Source organism: Pseudarthrobacter naphthalenicus, assembly GCF_029076445.1.
GTDB lineage: Bacteria > Actinomycetota > Actinomycetes > Actinomycetales > Micrococcaceae > Arthrobacter > Arthrobacter naphthalenicus.
Genome location: NZ_JARESG010000079.1, coordinates 1 through 1,148 on the forward strand (window position 1 = coordinate 1; position 1,148 = coordinate 1,148).

A 1,148-nucleotide genomic window follows, 5' to 3' on the forward strand; every position below is an offset into this window, starting at 1 on the left:
TAGTGGTCTGTCTCAGTTTTGTTTGATGGTCTCGAGGGCGACGCGGCCGCGGGCTACTTTCTTAAGGATTGAGTCTGCGGTCGCGGTCCATACCAGGGGCTTGGGTTCGGTGTTGTGGGCGGCGAGGTACTCCTCGATTTTGGTGATCAGATCCGGTACCGAATGGAACGCACCGCGGCGTAATGCCTTGTCGGTCAGTTCCCTGAACCAGCGCTCGACCAGGTTCAGCCACGAGGATGAGGTGGGGGTGAAATGTAGCTGGAACCTCGGATTTCTGACCAGCCAGGCCTTCACGTCCGGGTGTTTGTGGGTGGCGTAGTTGTCCAGGATCAGATGGACGTCCAAACCGCGCGGGACTTCCTTGTTGATGGTTTTGAGGAACACCAGGAATTCCTCGTGCCGGTGCTTGGGCAGGCACGAGCCGATGACTTTTCCGGTGGCCACGTCCAGGGCGGCGAACAAGGTGGTGGTGCCGTTGCGTTTGTAGTCATGGGTCATTGTTTCGGCCCGGCCCTTCGTCATCGGAAGGGACGGCTGGGTGCGGTCCAGGGCCTGGATCGAGGATTTCTCGTCCATGCACAGCACGATCGCCTTCTCCGGCGGGTTCAGATACAGACCAACGACATCGATGAGTTTTTCCTCAAACTTCGGATCGTTGGAGAGCTTGAAAGTATCCACGAGGTGTGGTTTCAAGCCCCGGGCCGCCCAGATCCGCTGAACCTGCGCCGGGGACACACCCACCTTCGCGGCCATCGTCCGCACCGACCAGTGCGTGTGTCCTTCGGGCTTGGAATTGCGCGTCAGATCAACGATTTCATCGATCTTGGACTGTGGAATGACCGGCTTGCGGCCACGCCCGGCACGCACCTCGCCCAAGTGGGCCAAGCCTTCTGCCTCGAACCGGGCCCGCCACGACCTGACCGTCCCCGGACTCAGCCCGGCAACCTTCGCGATCGAATCATTGGCCAACCCCTCCGCGGCCATCAACAACACCTGCGCCCGCTGAACCTCGCGATGGGACGCCGTCTGCGACTTCGCGAGCACCTCCAACAAAGCACGCTGGGAATCAGAAACCACCAAAGCAGGAGCAATGTTCGCCATGACACAAGCTTAACGCTCAAAGCATCAACTATTTTGGAGACACACCA

1 protein-coding gene is annotated in these 1,148 nt (G+C 59.6%); it reads right to left on the reverse strand.

Translation table 11 applies throughout. The features are described 5' to 3' along the window. Positions 1 to 12: 12 nt before the first annotated feature. Complete coding sequence (locus tag PY310_RS21475) at positions 13 to 1,101, reverse strand: IS630 family transposase (protein ID WP_275216658.1); 1,089 nt, start codon at positions 1,099 to 1,101, stop codon at positions 13 to 15. Between the last annotated feature and the right edge of the window lie 47 nt (positions 1,102 to 1,148).